At 72.9% G+C, this 15,924-nt stretch carries 18 protein-coding genes; all 18 read left to right on the top strand.

Going from position 1 to position 15,924, the window contains the following annotated elements; genetic code table 11:
- Window positions 1-152: 152 nt before the first annotated feature.
- The 18 genes from ABD080_RS01795 to ABD080_RS01710 all read left to right on the top strand — a co-directional run bounded on the left by ABD080_RS01795 (window position 153) and on the right by ABD080_RS01710 (window position 15,924).
- Window positions 153-1,517: an ammonium transporter gene (locus tag ABD080_RS01795; RefSeq protein WP_343903416.1), complete on the top strand. Its 1,365-nt coding sequence runs from the start codon at window positions 153-155 to the stop codon at window positions 1,515-1,517.
- Window positions 1,514-1,852 carry a P-II family nitrogen regulator gene (locus tag ABD080_RS01790; protein WP_137771304.1) on the top strand — a complete coding sequence of 113 codons (339 nt, stop codon included), beginning with the start codon at window positions 1,514-1,516 and terminating at the stop codon, window positions 1,850-1,852. The genes ABD080_RS01795 and ABD080_RS01790 overlap by 4 nt, the downstream gene beginning before the upstream one ends.
- Window positions 1,842-4,187, top strand: coding sequence for a [protein-PII] uridylyltransferase family protein (locus tag ABD080_RS01785; RefSeq protein WP_137771303.1), 2,346 nt, complete (start codon window positions 1,842-1,844; stop codon window positions 4,185-4,187). Before ABD080_RS01790 ends, ABD080_RS01785 begins: the two co-directional genes overlap by 11 nt.
- An 82-nt stretch (window positions 4,188-4,269) precedes the next feature.
- Window positions 4,270-4,494, top strand: coding sequence for a hypothetical protein (locus ABD080_RS01780; protein WP_343903415.1), 225 nt, complete (start codon window positions 4,270-4,272; stop codon window positions 4,492-4,494).
- Between the two features lie 273 nt (window positions 4,495-4,767).
- Window positions 4,768-6,351, top strand: coding sequence for a signal recognition particle protein (ffh, locus tag ABD080_RS01775; RefSeq protein WP_343903414.1), 1,584 nt, complete (start codon window positions 4,768-4,770; stop codon window positions 6,349-6,351).
- A gap of 44 nt (window positions 6,352-6,395) precedes the next feature.
- Window positions 6,396-7,589 carry an amidohydrolase family protein gene (locus ABD080_RS01770; protein WP_343903413.1) on the top strand — a complete coding sequence of 398 codons (1,194 nt, stop codon included), beginning with the start codon at window positions 6,396-6,398 and terminating at the stop codon, window positions 7,587-7,589.
- 25 nt (window positions 7,590-7,614) lie between these two features.
- Window positions 7,615-8,934: an Nramp family divalent metal transporter gene (locus ABD080_RS01765; RefSeq protein ID WP_377827218.1), complete on the top strand. Its 1,320-nt coding sequence runs from the start codon at window positions 7,615-7,617 to the stop codon at window positions 8,932-8,934.
- Window positions 8,935-9,146: 212 nt separating this feature from the next.
- Window positions 9,147-9,629 carry a 30S ribosomal protein S16 gene (gene rpsP, locus ABD080_RS01760; protein WP_137771298.1) on the top strand — a complete coding sequence of 161 codons (483 nt, stop codon included), beginning with the start codon at window positions 9,147-9,149 and terminating at the stop codon, window positions 9,627-9,629.
- Between the two features lies 1 nt (window position 9,630).
- The gene (locus ABD080_RS01755) at window positions 9,631-9,873 is read left to right on the top strand and encodes an RNA-binding protein (RefSeq protein ID WP_137771297.1); all 243 of its coding nucleotides are present in this window, start codon (window positions 9,631-9,633) and stop codon (window positions 9,871-9,873) included.
- A gap of 97 nt (window positions 9,874-9,970) precedes the next feature.
- Complete coding sequence (locus ABD080_RS01750) at window positions 9,971-10,819, top strand: hypothetical protein (protein WP_343903412.1); 849 nt, start codon at window positions 9,971-9,973, stop codon at window positions 10,817-10,819.
- Window positions 10,816-11,376 carry a ribosome maturation factor RimM gene (rimM, locus tag ABD080_RS01745; RefSeq protein WP_137771295.1) on the top strand — a complete coding sequence of 187 codons (561 nt, stop codon included), beginning with the start codon at window positions 10,816-10,818 and terminating at the stop codon, window positions 11,374-11,376. The genes ABD080_RS01750 and rimM overlap by 4 nt, the downstream gene beginning before the upstream one ends.
- Window positions 11,377-11,379: 3 nt before the next feature.
- Complete coding sequence (gene trmD, locus ABD080_RS01740) at window positions 11,380-12,150, top strand: tRNA (guanosine(37)-N1)-methyltransferase TrmD (protein WP_137771294.1); 771 nt, start codon at window positions 11,380-11,382, stop codon at window positions 12,148-12,150.
- Between the two features lie 278 nt (window positions 12,151-12,428).
- Window positions 12,429-12,779, top strand: coding sequence for a 50S ribosomal protein L19 (gene rplS, locus ABD080_RS01735; protein WP_103385149.1), 351 nt, complete (start codon window positions 12,429-12,431; stop codon window positions 12,777-12,779).
- 15 nt (window positions 12,780-12,794) lie between these two features.
- Window positions 12,795-13,379 carry a signal peptidase I gene (lepB, locus tag ABD080_RS01730; RefSeq protein WP_240811145.1) on the top strand — a complete coding sequence of 195 codons (585 nt, stop codon included), beginning with the start codon at window positions 12,795-12,797 and terminating at the stop codon, window positions 13,377-13,379.
- Between the two features lie 78 nt (window positions 13,380-13,457).
- Window positions 13,458-14,228, top strand: a complete 771-nt coding sequence (gene lepB / locus ABD080_RS01725) for a signal peptidase I (RefSeq protein WP_137771293.1) — start codon at window positions 13,458-13,460, stop codon at window positions 14,226-14,228.
- A complete protein-coding gene (locus tag ABD080_RS01720; protein ID WP_137771292.1) occupies window positions 14,225-15,043 on the top strand; it encodes a ribonuclease HII in 819 nt (272 codons plus the stop codon). Before lepB (ABD080_RS01725) ends, ABD080_RS01720 begins: the two co-directional genes overlap by 4 nt.
- Window positions 15,040-15,342 (top strand): DUF2469 domain-containing protein, encoded by a 303-nt coding sequence (locus ABD080_RS01715; protein WP_137771291.1) that lies wholly within the window; start codon window positions 15,040-15,042, stop codon window positions 15,340-15,342. Before ABD080_RS01720 ends, ABD080_RS01715 begins: the two co-directional genes overlap by 4 nt.
- A 93-nt stretch (window positions 15,343-15,435) precedes the next feature.
- On the top strand, window positions 15,436-15,924 hold the full coding sequence (locus tag ABD080_RS01710) for a YraN family protein (RefSeq protein WP_343903411.1): 489 nt from the start codon (window positions 15,436-15,438) through the stop codon (window positions 15,922-15,924).

The following is a 15,924-nucleotide window of genomic DNA, read 5'->3' as shown; positions in this document are numbered from 1 at the left end:
CGTCCGGATCGTCGTATCACGGAATGATCACGGCGCCCTCTCGGCATAGGCGAATCTCGGCAGTGCTCACACCATGAGACACACGACCGATCCGGTCGGACGGTCCGTGCGCAGGCGCGCCGGCACCGCCCACTGAACAATCTGGAGCCGACATGGAGCCCTTCACCCTCGACACGGGGGCGACCGCGTGGATCCTCGTCAGTGCCGCCCTGGTGCTGCTGATGACCCCCGGTCTCTCCCTGTTCTACGGAGGCATGGTGCGTGCGCGCACCGTCCTCAACATGATGCTGATGTCCTTCGGGGCGATGGCCGTCGTCGCGATCGCCTGGGTCCTCGGCGGCTACTCGATCGCCTTCGGCAGCGACATCGGCGGGCTCTTCGGCAACCCGCTCGAGTTCCTCGGCCTCTCCGGCACCGACGAGCAGTCGATCCTCGCCGGGAGCGGCGTGCCCTTCCTCGTCGCCGCCGGGTTCCAGATGACCTTCGCGATCATCTCCACCGCGCTGATCTCCGGCGCGATCGCCGATCGCGTCAAGTTCGGCACCTGGATGGTCTTCGCGCTCGTGTGGGTGCTCGTCGTGTATGCACCCCTCGCGCACATGGTGTGGGGCGGCGGCCTGCTCGGCGCCGACGGCATCTTCGCCTCGATCGCGGAGCCCGTCGACTTCGCCGGCGGCACCGTGGTCCACATCAACGCCGGCATGGCGGGCCTCGTCCTCGCGATCGTCGTCGGCGCCCGCAAGGGCTTCGGCAAGGAGCCGATGAAGCCCCACAACCTGCCGCTGGTCATGCTCGGCGCCGCGCTGCTGTGGTTCGGCTGGTTCGGCTTCAACGCCGGCTCCGCCGGCACGGCCGACGGCACCGCGGGCCTCGCCTGGGTCAACACGACCGTCGCGACCGCGGGCGCCATGCTCGGCTGGGCGCTCATCGAGAAGATCCGCGACCGCCACGTGACGAGCCTCGGCATGGCCTCGGGCGTCGTCGCCGGTCTGGTCGCGATCACCCCGGCGGCCGCCGCGCTGAACCCGGTCACCTCGATCGTCCTGGGTCTCGTCGCCGGCATCGCCTGCGCCCTCGCCGTGGGCCTGAAGTACCGCTTCGGCATCGACGACTCGCTCGACGTCGTGGGCGTCCACCTCGTGGGCGGCCTCGTGGGCACCGTGCTCATCGGCGTCCTCGCCTCCGACGGCGGCCTGATCTTCGGCGGCGGCGTGAGCCTGCTGCTGGTGCAGATCCTCGTCGCGGCCTCCGCGCTCGTCTTCTCCGGCGTGCTCACCCTGGTGATCGCCCTGGCCCTGAAGTACACGATGGGCTGGAGGATCTCCGAGGCCGACGAGGCCGCCGGCATCGACATCACCCACCATGCGGAGTCCGGATACGATCTGGGCAGCTCGCTGATCACCCGGCGTGACCGCATCGCCCCGGCACCGGCGGCCCCCGCCGCGCCGACCGGCTCGGCGCCCACCCCGTCGACCACCGAGGACCCGCAGCCCGCCACCGCAGGAGACGCCCGATGAAGCTCATCACCGCCATCATCCAGCCGCACGCCCTGCAGGCGGTCACCGACTCCCTGCGCGAGTACGGCGTCAGCGGTCTGACCATCACGGAGGTCGCCGGATGGGGCCGCCAGGGCGGTCACACCGAGGTCTACCGGGGCGCGGAGTACACGATCGACACCATCCCCAAGGTGAAGGTCGAGGTGCTCGCCGATCCCGCCGACGAGAAGGACATCATCGACCTCGTCGTCGCCTCCTCCCGCACCGGCCGCATCGGCGACGGGAAGGTGTGGACCACCGAGGTCGGCACCGTCGTCCGTGTCCGCACCGGTGAGCGGGACGCGGATGCCCTCTGAGGAGCTCCCCGGCCGCCGGTTGACCCAGGTCCTCCACGCCGGCTTCGCGGATCCCACCGCCGGCCCCCAGCGCAGGCTCGATCAGGCGTCGCTCGTCGACTCCTGGCTGATCGAGCTCTGGCAGGGGGCCGGCGCCCCCGCGTCCGGCGCGGCGCTCGCGGCGATCGGCTCGCTGGGCCGGCGCGACCTGGGCCCCGGCAGCGACCTGGACCTCGTGCTCCTCGTGGACACCGAGGTGATGAGCGCCGAGGAGTCCGCCCGGCTCGCGAGCGCCCTGTGGTACCCGATCTGGGACTCCGGCACCTCGCTCGACCATGCGATGCGCAGCCCGCTCGAGTGCGAGCAGGTGGCCCGTGAGGACCTCCGCGCCGCGATCTCCCTCCTGGACCTGCGGCTCGTCGCGGGGCAGGCGGAGCTCGTGGACGACGCCGCGCACCGCGTGCGCGGGCAGTGGCGGCGCGGGGCGCGACGCCGCATCGGTGAGCTCGTGGACCTCGCCCACGACCGCTCCGACCGGTACGGCCCCCTCGCCCACTCCACGGAGCCGAACCTCAAGTCCGATCGCGGCGGCCTGCGGGACGTGACCGTGATCCGCGCGATCGCGGAGAGCTGGCTCGCGGACCACGACCACGCGGTGGTCGACTCCGCCGCCCGGGTCCTGCTCGACGCCCGGGACGCGCTGCAGGCCGTCACCGGGAAGTCCGGGACGCGGCTGGGCCGCGCTGACCAGGACGCCGTCGCCGCGCTCACCGGCCACGCCACCGCGGACGACCACCTCGCGGTGCTCGCCGAGGCCGCCCGCGCGGTGAGCTGGGAGCTGCACCGCACGATCCGCGCCGCGGAGGCGGCCGTCGCCCCCGGCGGCTCCTCGACCCGCGGCCAGGGCTCCGAGCGCCGGCCCGCGATCACGCGCGTGGGCAACGGTGTGATCGTGCAGGCGGGGGAGATCTCCGTGGACCCGCGCGGCACCGACCCGCTGCGAGACCTCGCCGCGGTCCGTCACGCCGCGACCACGGGCCTGCCGCTCGCGGACGCGACCCTGGACCGCATCGCCCAGAGCCCCGAGCGTCCGCTCTCCGCCGCCCAGCGGGACGTGTTCGTCGACGCCCTCGCAGGGGAGCACATCGCCGACGTCTACGAGGCCCTCGACGTCAAGGGCATCTTCGAGCGCTGGGTGCCGGGCTGGCACGACGTGCGCAACCGCCCGCAGCGCTCCGCGGTGCACCGCTTCACCGTGGACCGCCACCAGATCGAGACGGTCAAGGAGGTCCAGCGCTTCCTGCCGAAGGTCGCCCGACCGGACCTCCTGCTCATCACCGCGCTCGTCCACGACCTCGGCAAGCGGGCCGACGCCCGCGACCATGCCGCGGAGGGTGCTCCGCTCGCGGAGGCCGCCGCCCGTCACCTCGGCTTCGACGAGACGGACACGCGCACCATCACGACCCTCGTGCGTGAGCACCTGACCCTCGTGGCGCTCGCGACGGGCCGCGACCTCGCCGATCCGGCGACGCTCCAGGACCTGCTGACGAAGATCCGCTTCGACCCGACGATCCTCGAGCTGCTCCGCGCGCTCACCGAGGCGGACGCCATCGCGGCCGGCCCCGCCGCCTGGTCCACCTGGCGCTCGACCCTCGTCGACCACCTCACGGACCTCGCCCGGGACGCCCTCACGGGCAGCTCTCCCGCCCCGCGCCTGCTGCTCACGCCGCAGCGCTCGGTGCAGGAGGCGGTGCGTGCCTCCGTGGAGCGCAGCGGCAGCGCGCAGGTGCTGTACCCGGCGCCCACCGAGGACGAGCCGATCTCGCAGATCTGCCTGGGCGCGCCCGATGGTGCCGGCGTGTTCGCGGCCATGGCGCGTGTGCTCGCCCGCCAGCGGATCGACGTGCGCAGCGCCGTCGTCGTCACGATGAACGGGATCGCGGTGAACACCTGGTGGGTCTCCGGCACGCAGGAGGACCTCCCGCACCCCACCGTGCTGCGCCAGGCGCTGGATCGGGAGCTCAAGCACCGCGACCGGGCGGACGCCCGCGTGCTCGAGCTGCCGCCCGCCCCGCCGCCCCGCACCACGGACGACACGCCCGTCGTCACCCTGCTGCCGGGCGCCTCGAGCGAGGCGACCGTCGTGCAGGTCAACGCCCGCAACCGTCCGAGCCTGCTCGCGGACGTCGCGGAGACGATCACGGTGCACCGCCTGCAGCTGCGCAGCGCGCACGTGATGACGCTGGGTCAGCGCGCGATCGACGTGCTGTACCTGACCGACGAGCGGGGTCGCGCGCTGGACGCGCCGACCGTCGGCCGCATCATCGCCGGCCTCATGGACGCCGCCGCGACCTGATCGGGCTCCCGTCCCCGGGGAGCAGCTCCCCGGGGGTAGGGTCCTGGGCACGGGACGGACCATCGCGAGGAGGCGGTCGGCGATGCAGGAGCAGGAGAGCCGGAGGCCCCGGCTGCGGCGCGCACCGTCGCTGCCCGAGGTGTTCCCGGGGCAGAACGAGCGGGCCGACGGCATCGAGATCGCCTACGAGTCCGGGGCGACGGAGCACGTCGACCCGACGGCGGGATCGTCGTTCCTGGACAGCGGGACGATCACGCTCACCCCGTCGGCGTCCGACGAGGGAGACGCGCCGGCCGACCGGTCCTGACCGCTCCCGACGGTCGGAGGGGCGGCGGACCAGGCCGATGCACGGCGTGACATCGGCGACGGCCAACCGTCGGACCCGGCGCCGCCCGGTTGCCGCACCTCGCGCCCTCCCCCTCCAGCTCCAGGGCGATCACGCCCCCACGGGCCGCCGGCGACGGGCACCAGGCGCGAGGGCGCTCCTGTGTCCCTCGACTCCGCGGGCACCGTGCGCCTCGGTCTCCCCGGGCATGGCCACTACACTGGGGCGGTCCACACGACCTAGGGGAAGCTCTTCGTGTTCAACAACCTCTCCGATCGCATCACCGCCAGCCTCAAGGGGCTGCGCGGTCACGGCCGTCTCACCGAGGCCGACGTCGACAAGACCGTCCGCGAGATCCGCCGCGCCCTGCTGGACGCCGACGTCGCCGTCCCGGTGGTGCGCGAGTTCACCGCCCGGGTGCGCGAGCGCGCGCTGGGCGAGGAGGTCTCCAAGGCCCTCAACCCGGCCCAGCAGGTCGTCAAGATCGTCAACGACGAGCTGGTACAGATCCTCGGCGGCGCCACCGGCGAGCTCCACTTCGCCAAGAACCCGCCCACCGTGATCATGCTCGCGGGCCTCCAGGGCGCCGGCAAGACGACCCTCGCGGGCAAGCTCGCCCGCTGGATGAAGTCCGAGGGCCACACGCCGATGCTCGTCGCGGCGGACCTCCAGCGACCCAACGCCGTCAACCAGCTGCAGATCGTCGGTGAGCGGGCCGGCGTGCCGGTCTTCGCGCCGGAGCCCGGCAACGGCGTGGGCAACCCCGTGCTCGTCGCCATGAACGGCGTCTCCACCGCCCAGTTCCAGCAGCACGACGTCGTCATCGTCGACACCGCGGGCCGCCTCGGCATCGACGAGGAGATGATGCAGCAGGCGCGGGACATCCGCGACGCCGTCAACCCGCACGAGACCCTGTTCGTCGTCGACGCGATGATCGGCCAGGACGCCGCCCGCGTGGCCGAGGCGTTCCGCGACGGCGTCGGCTTCTCCGGCGTGGTCCTCTCCAAGCTCGACGGCGACGCCCGCGGCGGTGCGGCGCTCTCGATCACCGGGGTCACCGAGCGGCCGATCCTCTTCGCCTCCACCGGTGAGGGCCTCGAGGACTTCGAGCGCTTCCACCCGGACCGCATGGCCAACCGCATCCTCGACATGGGCGACGTGCTCACCCTCATCGAGCAGGCGGAGAAGAGCTTCGACCAGGCGGAGGCCGAGAAGGCTGCGAAGAAGCTCGCGAGCGGCGAGGACTTCACCCTCGACGACTTCCTGACCCAGATGCAGCAGATCAAGAACATGGGCAGCATCAAGAAGATGCTGGGCATGCTGCCGAACATGGGCCAGTACCGCGAGGCGCTGGACAACTTCGACGAGCGCGAGGTGGACCGCATCGAGGCGATGATCCGCTCGATGACCCCCGCGGAGCGCAACGACCCCAAGATCATCAACGGCTCGCGCCGCAACCGCATCGCCAAGGGCTCCGGCACCACCGTGCAGGCCGTCAACCAGCTCCTCGAGCGGTTCAAGCAGGCCCAGCAGATGATGCGCACCATGGGCAAGGGCATGGCCGGCGGCGGCATGCCGGGGATGCCCGGCGGCCCCGGCATGGGCATGGGCAAGAAGTCCCGCGGCAAGCAGCAGGCGCCCAAGCAGGCCAAGAAGGCCAAGTCGAAGAACCCGGCGAAGGCCGCCCGCGAGCAGGCCGAGGCCGCGAAGAAGGCGAGGTCCGGCGAGGGCCAGGGCGGATCCGCCTTCGGCGGCGGCGCCCCGTCCGGCCAGGACGTGGCGGACTTCGACCCCAGCCAGCTCCCGCCGGAGATGCAGAAGCTGCTCGGCGGCCGCTGAGCCCGTCGGCGCCTCCGGGCGGCGGGAGTCGCTAGCCTCGGGGCATGCGCACCGAAGCACGCTCCGCACACGCCGCCCGTGAGGCCTTCTCCGCCGGGCTCCGCCCCGGTACGGAGAGCCCGTCCTACGCACGGCAGGCGCCGGACCACACCGTCCTCCACCTCACGGGCCCGGTCCTGACCGGCCCCGATCAGGAGATCGGCGGCGCCTGGGTCGTCGGAGGCAGGATCCACCACGAGCGCCCCGAGCTGCCCGCCGGGACGGAGATCCGGGAGATCGACGGCGTCGTCGTCCCCGGCCTCGCGGACCTGCACTGCCACATCGGCATCAGCGACGAGGGCACTGCCACGAGCCTCGACGAGGCCAGGGCGCAGGCCCGCACCGACCGCGACACCGGGGTGCTGCTGATACGCGACGCCGGATCGATCACCGACACCGCACCCCTGCAGGGGGAGACGGACCTCCCGCGGATCATCCGCGCCGGCCGGCACGTGGCCCGCACCCGCCGCTACCTCATCGGCTACGCCCACGAGGTGGACCCCGAGGACCTGCCCGCGACGGTCGCCGCCGAGGCGGAGCGCGGCGACGGCTGGGTGAAGCTCGTGGGGGACTGGATCGACCGAGGCGTGGGGGACCTGACGCCCACCTGGTCCGGGGAGGACTTCCGGGCCGCCGCCGAGGCCGCGCACGCCCACGGCGCCCGCATCACCACCCACACCTTCGACGAGGAGACGCTCCCGCTCGTCCTCGACGCCGGCTTCGACTGCCTCGAGCACGCGACCGGCCTCACCGCGGGGACGATCTCCCGCGCCGCCGCGGCCGGCGTCCCGGTCGTCACCACGCTCGTGAACGTCGACGAGTTCGAGACGTACGCGAGCCAGGGCGAGCGGAAGTTCCCCGCCTACGCCGCCCACATGCGGCGCCTGCGCGCGGCCCGTCACGAGCGCACTCGCGACGCGCACGACGCCGGAGTGCAGCTGCTGACCGGCACCGACGCCGGGGGAGTGCTCGGCCACGGCATCATCCACGACGAGCTCGACGCCCTTGCCGCCTGCGGGCTGGACGCCGCCGCGATCCTCGACGCGGCCACCTGGGCGCCGCGCGCCTACCTGGGCGTGCCCGGCCTCGAGGACGGCGACCCCGCGGACCTGCTCGTCCTGCCCGGCGACCCGCGGACCGACCACCGGGTGCTGCGCGAGCGCCGCCACGTCGTCCTCGCAGGTCGCGTCGTGGCCTGAGCCCGGGGCACGGTAGCGTGCAGGGATGCACTCCGACGACGCAGCGCACCCCGGCCCGACCACCGGAGGGACCGACACGATGCCCCCGCCCCGCTGGAAGCTCATCGGCCCCGGCCTGGTGGTCGCCGCGACCGGGATCGGCGCGGGCGACCTCGTCGCGACCCTCGTCGCGGGCTCCCGCTACGGCTACGCCCTGCTGTGGGCGGCCGTCGCGGGCGTGATCATCAAGATCGTGCTCGTCGAGGGCGCGGGCCGCTGGACCCTCGCCACCGGGCACACGATCTTCGAGGGCTGGCGGCGCGTGGGCCGCTGGACCTCCTGGTACTTCGGGCCCTACATCATGATCTGGGGCTTCGTGTACGGGGCGACCGCCATGAGCGCCTCCGCCCTGCCGCTCGCGGCGCTGGTCCCGCAGCTGCCGGGACTCGGGGACGTCGGCTGGATCGCGGACATGCCCTTCATCGTCTACGCGATCCTCTCGGGCCTGATCGGCGCCGCGCTCGTCTGGATGGGCCGCTACCACCGGCTCGAGAAGCTCGTCGCGGTGCTCGTCGGCATCATGTTCCTCACGGTCGTCGGCGCCGCCGTCGTGACCCTGCCGAACATCCCGCAGATCATCGGCGGGCTCGTCCCGCGCATCCCCGACGGAGGCCTGCTCTACACGCTCTCCATCGCGGGCGGCGTCGGCGGCACGATCACGCTCGCCGCCTACGGCTACTGGCTCGCGGAGAAGGGCTGGTCCACGCCGCGCTGGATGAAGGTCATGCGGATCGACAACGCGATGGCCTACGTCATCTCCGGCGTCTTCGTCGTCGCGATGCTGATCGTGGGTGCGGAGCTGCTGTACTCCTCCGGCGTCGCGATCGACGAGGGCGACCGCGGTCTGCTCGACCTCTCCGACGTGCTCGCCGCGCGCTACGGCACCGCCTTCAGCTGGGTGTTCCTGCTGGGGTTCTGGGCCTCGTCGTTCTCCTCCGTGCTCGGCGTCTGGAACGGCGTCTCGATCATGTTCGCGGACTTCTGGGGCCACGTGCGCGGCAAGGAGGAGGGGCATCCGGACCGGCAGATCGGCGGGCGCTACTACCGCTTCTACATCCTCTGGCTCACCTTCCCGCCGATGCTCCTGCTGCTGCTCGGAAAGCCGGTGCAGGTGATCATCGCCTACGGCGTGCTGGGCTCGTTCTTCATGCCCTTCCTCGCGATCACGCTGCTCGTGCTCATGAACTCCCGGCATATGCCCGCGGCCTGGCGCAACCGCCCGCTGGGGAACATCGTCCTCGGCGTCGTGACGCTGCTGTTCGTGGTGCTCGGCGTCAACCAGCTCGTCGATGCGATCGCCGGTTGACCGGGTGCGGGGGAGCGGCGGAGCGCTGTGCCCCGCCGCACATCCCTCCCGGGTGGAACCGGTCGGGGGCGAGCTGGCATAATCACTCCCTGTATGCGCCGCGACCGGCCCTCTACCCGTCGCGGCACAGCACCCCGAGCACCGTCAGCGCCCGCATACCCCACAGGCAGCGGCGGGACTCACCCGAACATCCCGAAGGAGAGTCCACACACGTGGCTGTCAAGATCCGTCTGAAGCGCATGGGCAAGATCCGTGCACCGTTCTACCGCGTCGTGGTGGCCGATTCGCGCAAGAAGCGCGACGGTGCCGTGATCGAGGAGATCGGCAAGTACCACCCCACCGAGAACCCCTCGTTCATCGAGATCCAGTCCGAGCGTGCGCTCTACTGGCTCGGCGTGGGCGCGCAGCCCACCGAGCAGGTCGCCGCGCTGCTGAAGATCACCGGCGACTGGCAGAAGTTCAAGGGTGAGGGCGACGCCGCCGGCACCCTGAAGACCGCGGAGGCGAAGAAGTCCGCCGAGGAGCTCATCGCGGAGGCCGACAAGGCCGCCTCCACGTCCCGTGAGGGCGCGAAGAAGGCCAAGGCCGAGGCGGAGGCCCCCGCGGCCGCCGACGAGGTCGAGGCCGGCTCCGAGGAGGCCCCCGCCGAGGGTGAGTCCACCGAGGACGCCGCGGCCGCCGCCGACGAGGCCTGAGATGAGCTCCCGCGCCGAAGCCCTCGACCATCTGGTCCGCGGGATCGTCGACAGCCCCGACGAAGTCCAGGTGACCGAGAAGTCCACCCGTCGCGGTCCGCTGCTCGAGGTGCGGGTCGGTCCCGCCGACCTCGGTCGCGTGATCGGGCGCTCGGGCCGCACCGCCCGGGCCCTGCGCACCGTCACGGCGGCGCTGTCGGACGATGACGTGCGTGTGGACATCGTCGACGTCGACCGGCGCTGAGGTGCCTCACCCCTCTCACGAGAGCGGCATGGCCGGGTCCGCCCGGCGATGCCGCTCTCGTGCGTTGCCCGGCCGGAGGGCCTCGCTCTCCCGGACGGTGACGGGGACGCTCGCCGTCCTCACCGCGGCCGCGCTGATCTCCGGCTGCGACCCCGTCGGCGCGACCGGCGGCTCCGACGCGGGGGCCGTGAGCACCGGTCCCTCCACGGACCCGTCCCGCACCGCCGCGTGCACACGCTTCTTCGGGGACGCCGACTACCACGAGGCCCCGGCCTGGCGCGTTCTCCAGGGCGCCGCCGTGATCACCTCCACCGATGACGGCCCCTCCGACGGCAGCCCGGCGACCGCCGTCGCGAGCGGAGTCGAGACCGCCTTCGCCGACGCCCCGGAGGACACCCGTGGGGCCGCGGCCGACGTCGCGACCTGGCTGCGCACCGCTCCCGCCCCGGGGGAGCACGCCGACCTCGACACCTTCGCGGTCACCTGGCAGGGTCTCGCCGAGTCCTGCACCCCCGACTCGACGGCGGCCACCTGGGCCGCCGGCCTCGGCCAGCAGGGCGCCAAGCCCGCGGCGCTCGTGTGCGCGGAGACCTTCACGGCCCCCAGCACGCTGAGCGTCTTCGCGGACCGCGAGCAGGTCGCCCCGCACCTGACCGCGATCGCCGGCGCCTCCCCGCAGGCCGTCCCCACGAGCGCCGCGACCGAGGTCGCCGAGGCCTCCGACCTGCTCACCGCGCAGAGCGTCGCCGTGGACGATCCCGCGGTCGCCGCCGCGCTGCGGGAGGTGCGCACCCCCTTCCAGGACGCGCTGCAGGGAGACCTCGACTCGCCCGGGCTCCACGACCCCCTCACCGAGCTCGGCGCGGCCTGCACCGCGGCCGGCTACGACGTCCCCGACCCGCTCGCGGGCACGGACCCCGACCCTTCCGACGGAGGAACCGCATGAGCACCCGAGAGGTCATCGTCGCGACGATCGCCCGCGCCCACGGACTGCGCGGGGAGGTGGGGCTGATCCTGCGCACCGACGTTCCCGAGGAGCGCATCGTCCCCGGCGCCGTCTTCACCGCGGTGACCGCGGGAGGGGAGCGCACGCTCACCGTGGCCTCGGTGCGCAGCCAGCAGGACCGCTGGTACGTGCGCTTCGACGAGGTCGCCGACCGCACCGACGCCGAGTCGCTGCGCGGCGTCGAGCTCCCGATGACCGTCGACGAGGAGGTCGAGGCGGAGGAGGACCCCGACGCCTGGTACCCCGATCAGCTGACGGGCCTCGCGGTGCGCCACGTGGACGGTCGCGAGCTGGGCACCGTCGTCGACGTCCAGCACTACCCGGCCCAGGACCTGCTCGTGGTGCGCACCCCTCAGCGCGCCCGCGTGCAACTGCCGCTCGTCGAGGAGCTCGTGCCGGAGGTCGACCTCGAGTCCGGTGTGGTGATCGCCGACCCCCCGGGCGGCCTCTTCGAGGAGCTGCCCGCCGACGTCGATGACGAAGCCGGTCGGGGCTGACCCGTGCGCATCGACGTCCTCACGCTCTTCCCGGAGTACCTCGCCCCGCTCGAGCTCTCGCTGATCGGGAAGGCCCGTCGCGAGGGGATCGTGGACCTCCACGTCCACCAGCTGCGGGACTTCACCCACGACCGCCACCGCACCGTGGACGACACGCCGCTCGGCGGCGGCGCCGGCATGGTCATGAAGCCCGAGCCGTGGGCGGAGGCCTTCGCGGCCGTGCAGGCCGCGGGCCGCGCGGAGCTGGGCGAGCAGGCACGCCCGCTGGTCGTCTTCCCGAACCCGGCCGGGGCGCCCTTCGCGCAGGCGACCGCCCAGGAGTGGTCGGGGCGGGACTGGATCGTCTTCGCCTGCGGGCGCTACGAGGGCATCGACGAGCGCGTCTACGAGCATCTCGCGGACGGCGGCGTCGAGGTGGCCCTCGCGAGCCTCGGCGACTACGTCCTCAACGGCGGCGAGGTCGCGGTGCTCGCGATCACCGAGGCGATCGTGCGCCTGGTGCCGGGCGTCGTCGGCAACGCGGAGAGCCTCGTCGAGGAGTCCCACTCGGAGGGCCTGCTCGAGTACCCGCTGTACACCCGTCCGGCGTCCTGGACGGATCCCGACGGCACCCTCCGCGAGGCGCCGGAGATCCTGCTCTCGGGGGACCACGGCCGCATCGCCGCCTGGAGGCGCGAGCAGTCCCTCGCCCGCACCGCGCAGCGCCGGCCGGACCTCCTCGAGGCGTCCGAGCGGCGCGGCGACGCCGGGGCCGTGACCAAGCCGACACGGTGACCGCCCGCTGACCAGCGTGATCGGCGGGCCCGATGCTTGCCGCGGCCCGTGTGCGCTGGCACAATGGGTCCTCGTGCGTGTCGCGCGCCCCCCTGCCTCAGGGGAGGGGCGCAGGAAGCGGCCGGGCAGGTCCGTGGCGATGGGAGTCGCCGCCAGAGGCCCAGCACACCGGCACGAGGGGTCCGCCCCTCGCCGGATCGATGGTTCATCACGGTCCCCCGTCCCGGGAGACCCGCGAACATGCTGTCCGACCTGAGGCGGAGGGCTGGAGAAGAACGATGCAGAAGCTCGACGAGCTCGACAAGGCGTCCCTGCGCGAGGACATCCCCGCGTTCCGCGCCGGTGACAACGTCAAGGTCCACGTGAAGGTCATCGAGGGCAACCGCTCCCGTGTCCAGGTCTTCCAGGGCTACGTCATCGGCCGCCAGGGCCACGGCGTGGGCGAGACCTTCCGGGTCCGCAAGATCTCCTTCGGCGTCGGCGTGGAGCGCGTGTTCCCCGTGCACGCCCCGACCATCGAGAAGATCGAGGTCGTCACCCGCGGCGACGTGCGCCGCGCGAAGCTGTACTACCTGCGCAAGCTCACCGGCAAGAAGGCCCGCATCAAGGAGAAGCGCGAGCACTCCTGAGCCACGGCTCTCCCGGTGACCGATCAGGTCCACGACGGACGGCGGCGATCCCACCTCACGGTGGCGGTCGCCGCCGTCCTCGTCGTGCTGCTCCTGCTCGGCGCCCTGCTGGTGCGCCAGTTCGTGGCCCAGCCGTTCACGGTGCCCTCGGCCTCGATGGAGCCCGCCCTGCAGCCCGGCGACCTGATCCTCGCGGACCGCTCCGACCGCGACACCGCCGAGCGCGGCCAGGTCGTCGTGTTCGACGGCTCCGGCTACTTCGGGACCGACGGCGCCGGGGCGAGCGGCCGCTTCTGGGTGAAGAGGGTGATCGCCGTGGGCGGTGACCGCGTCACCTGCTGCACGGACGCCGGGGCGATCACGGTGAACGGGGAGGCGCTCGAGGAGCCGTACCTCCCCGCGGGCACCGTCCCGAGCGAGATCCCCTTCGACCTCGAGGTGCCCCAGGGGCGCATGTTCGTGCTCGGCGACAACCGGGGCGATTCCACGGATTCGCGGAACCTGCTCGGCGCGCCCGGCGGCGGGATGATCCCCGTCTCGCGGGTCGTGGGGAGCGTCGACGCGATCGCCTGGCCGCTCTCGCGCCGCGGCGCGCTCTGACCGGGGTGATCGGGTCACGCGGTGTCCCTCGCCGTGGCGCGGCGGGGCCATGCAGGAACCGCGGCTAGGATCGCGGTGATGAACGAGCCCGATGAACCCCGCAGCGACGTGACCTCCCCGGAGGCGCACGGCGACGCCGAGCACTCCCACCGCGCCGGCGCCCCGCGGGCGGCCCGCGAGCGCCGACGGATGCCGCTCTGGCTCGACATGGTCGTCACCATGGCGGTCGCACTGGTCATCGCGGTGCTCGTGAAGACCTTCCTGATCCAGCCGTTCTACATCCCGTCCGAGTCGATGAGCCCCACCCTCGAGACGAACGACAAGATCCTCGTCTCCAAGCTGACCCCCGGGGTCTTCGACCTCCAGCGCGGCGACGTCGTCGTCTTCGCGGACCCGGGGAACTGGGTCGAGGGGGACGCGACGGAGGACCCCACCCCGCGGGTGCGTCTGATGATGCTGCTGAGCCTCGTCGGCCTCGCACCGGATCCCTCCCAGGACCACCTCGTCAAGCGCCTCATCGGCCTCCCGGGCGACCACGTCGTCTGCGAGTCCGCGGACTCGCAGCTCGAGGTGAACGGCGTCGCCCTCGACGAGCCCTACATCAACCCGGCGACCACCGCCTGCCAGGGCGCCTTCGACGTCACGGTGCCCGAGGGGAAGGTGTGGGTCATGGGCGACAACCGGCACGCCTCCGCCGATTCGGCCTGGCACGAGATCCAGGGCGAGGACGGCTTCGTCCCCCTCGACGACGTCACCGGCACCGCCGAGGTCGTCTTCTGGCCCGCGAGCCGCTGGACGGGTCTGAACGACGGCCACGACGCCTTCTCCGACGTCCCCGACCAGCCGTGAGCCCGGCCGGCCCGGCCGTCGTCCCCACTCTCGACGTCGAGCGCGCCCTCGCCGCCGCCTGCGGCCCGGGGGAGCGGATCGTCGTCGGCATCGACGAGGTGGGCCGCGGCGCCCTCGCGGGCCCCGTGACCCTCGGCGCCTGCGCCGTGCGCGCCGTGGACGGCGAGATCACGCCGCTACCCGCAGGGGTCCGCGACTCCAAGCGCCTCACCGCGCGTCGCCGCGAGGCGCTCGTGGAGCCGATCCGCGAGAGCGCCCTCGCCGTCGCGACCGGCTGGGCGAGCGCCGCGGAGATCGACGAGGCGGGCATCATGACGGCCCTCACCCGGGCCGCGCTGCGAGCGCTGGACGGCCTCGAGCTCCCCGACGGCGCACGGATCGACGCGATCCTGCTCGACGGCGACGCCGACGTGCTCACCCCCGCGCTCGTCTCCCGCGGCGGGCACGTCCCGCGGATCGCGCTGCAGGTCAGCGCCGACCGCGACTGCGCGAGCGTCGCCGCGGCGAGCGTCGTCGCGAAGGTCGCGCGGGACGCCCACATGGTCGCGCTGGACGAGGAGCTGCCCGCCTACGGCTGGGCGGGGAACAAGGGCTACGGCTCCGCCGCCCACCGGGAGGCGATCGACGCCCTCGGTGCGAGTGACCACCACCGCCGTAGCTGGCGCCTGGGCTCCGCGCCGAAGCCCGCCCGGTCACCTGCCCCCGCTCCGGTCCGGTCGTCGGCGCGCGTCCAGGCTCCGGTGAGGCAGGCCCCTCTCACTGGCGTACTGTGGGACGACCCTGATCCCGGGACCGGCGTGGAGGAGCGAGAGTGAACAGTCAGGACCTCGAGAACTACGAGTCGGATCTCGAGCTTCAGCTCTTCCGGGAGTACCGCGACGTCGTCAGCCTCTTCACCTACGTGGTCGAGACGGAGCGCCGCTTCTACCTCGCCAACCAGGTGGATCTGCAGGTGCGCTCCGCGGGCGGCGAGGTCTTCTACGAGCTGCGCCTCGCGGACGTCTGGGTGTGGGACATCTACCGCTCCCACCGCTTCGTGCGGTCCGTGCGCGTGGTGACCTTCAAGGACGTGAACATCGAGGAGCTGTCCAAGCCGGACATCTCGCTGCCCTGACGCGGCATCCGATCGTTCCTCCCCAACGGCCCTCCGTCCCCAGTCCGGGATCCGAGCGGGCGCGGGAGCCTGGCACCGCCCAGGCTGTCCCGCATGAACAGCGCCACCGCCGCCGGCGGACCCCGGACCGAGGCCCCCTCCCGAGCATCAGCCGCCGCGCAGGAGCCCGCTCCCGCGCCCGTCCCGCCGCCCCTGCCGCCGCGCCCGCCCCGCCCCCTGCGCTCCCTCTCCACGGCGGAGCTCGGCCGCCGCGGGGAGGACATCGCCGCTGAGCGTCTCGAGGCCGAGGGATGGCTCGTCGTCGAGCGGAACCTGCGCCTCGGCCGGCGCGGAGAGCTCGACATCATCGCGCTGGACGGGGACACCCTCGTCTTCGTCGAGGTGAAGACGCGCCGCAGCTTCGTCACCGGGGTCCCGCAGGCCGCGGTCACCCCGGACAAGCTCGCCCGGCTGCGCCGCCTGGTCGGCACCTATCTGATGGAGCGCTCGACCCCGCATCGCGACGTGCGCATCGACGTGATCGCCGTGCACGTGCACCTCGACGGCACGGTGCTCGTCGAGCACCTGCGGGCGGTCGGCTGA

This window comes from Brachybacterium rhamnosum, from assembly GCF_039526185.1.
Lineage (GTDB): Bacteria > Actinomycetota > Actinomycetes > Actinomycetales > Dermabacteraceae > Brachybacterium > Brachybacterium rhamnosum.
Note: the sequence above shows the minus strand (reverse complement) of the source record. Positions and strands in the feature narration are given on the sequence as shown.

Bases quoted from the DNA above. Each gene is read 5' to 3' on its own strand.
- rimM (WP_137771295.1), top strand. From the start codon at position 10,816: ATGAGCACCCGAGAGGTCATCGTCGCGACGATCGCCCGCGCCCACGGA.
- ABD080_RS01780 (WP_343903415.1), top strand. From the start codon at position 4,270: ATGCAGGAGCAGGAGAGCCGGAGGCCCCGGCTGCGGCGCGCACCGTCG.
- ABD080_RS01755 (WP_137771297.1), top strand. From the start codon at position 9,631: ATGAGCTCCCGCGCCGAAGCCCTCGACCATCTGGTCCGCGGGATCGTC.
- rplS (WP_103385149.1), top strand. From the start codon at position 12,429: ATGCAGAAGCTCGACGAGCTCGACAAGGCGTCCCTGCGCGAGGACATC.
- lepB (WP_137771293.1), top strand. From the start codon at position 13,458: ATGAACGAGCCCGATGAACCCCGCAGCGACGTGACCTCCCCGGAGGCG.
- ABD080_RS01765 (WP_377827218.1), top strand. From the start codon at position 7,615: ATGCACTCCGACGACGCAGCGCACCCCGGCCCGACCACCGGAGGGACC.
- ABD080_RS01785 (WP_137771303.1), top strand. From the start codon at position 1,842: ATGCCCTCTGAGGAGCTCCCCGGCCGCCGGTTGACCCAGGTCCTCCAC.
- ABD080_RS01770 (WP_343903413.1), top strand. From the start codon at position 6,396: ATGCGCACCGAAGCACGCTCCGCACACGCCGCCCGTGAGGCCTTCTCC.
- ABD080_RS01710 (WP_343903411.1), top strand. From the start codon at position 15,436: ATGAACAGCGCCACCGCCGCCGGCGGACCCCGGACCGAGGCCCCCTCC.
- ABD080_RS01795 (WP_343903416.1), top strand. From the start codon at position 153: ATGGAGCCCTTCACCCTCGACACGGGGGCGACCGCGTGGATCCTCGTC.
- ABD080_RS01790 (WP_137771304.1), top strand. From the start codon at position 1,514: ATGAAGCTCATCACCGCCATCATCCAGCCGCACGCCCTGCAGGCGGTC.